The organism is Klebsiella sp. 28 (assembly GCF_018223905.1).
Lineage (GTDB): Bacteria > Pseudomonadota > Gammaproteobacteria > Enterobacterales > Enterobacteriaceae > Klebsiella > Klebsiella pneumoniae.
Map to the genome: position 1 here is coordinate 1 of NZ_JAGRQY010000305.1, position 648 is coordinate 648.

The 648-nt window shown below is 36.0% G+C and carries 1 pseudogene; it reads left to right on the forward strand.

From position 1 onward, the window contains the following. Positions 1-222: 222 nt before the first annotated feature. A pseudogene (locus KHQ28_RS28640) lies at positions 223-648 on the forward strand (DNA topoisomerase); the annotation flags it as partial.

The following is a 648-nucleotide window of genomic DNA, read 5'->3' on the forward strand; positions in this document are numbered from 1 at the left end:
CCCCTTAAAAACCCCTTGCCTCTGAAAAGTTTTGTGTTTCCTTTCCGTCGGTTTCAAAAGCTAATTTACTCAAAAAAATAGATCAAGGGTAAATGCACTCACTGCGTTCGCCCTTGAGCTATTTTATTTCGCAAATTTTAACGCATTTGCCGACGAAAAGATAAAACACATAAAAATATACGCAGATATATTTAAAACGTCTTAGAACGCAAAATTTTACGTTTAAAAGCTATGCAAGGACTGTATGAAGCAAAATTATTGAGTTATCCAAGAACAGATACACCATTTATTACAGAGAACGAATTTGCTTATTTAAAAGCGAATTTTGGCAAATATAGCGGTTTTTTAGGACTTGATCTTGAAATGGTTCAAACAGAGCCTAGAAAGCGTTATGTGGACGGTAGTAAGGTACAGGAACACCACGCCATTATCCCAACAAAACAAGTACCTACCGAATCTGCATTAGCGAAAATGGACGATTTACAACGAAAAATTTATGCTTTAGTCGTTAAAACGACCGTTGCCATGTTTTTACCTGATTACTTGTATGAAGAAACCAAGATACAAACGAAAGTAGCTGATTTGCTGTTTCAATCGATCGGAAAGACACCAAAGCAAGAAGGGTGGAAAATTCTTTTCAAACAACAA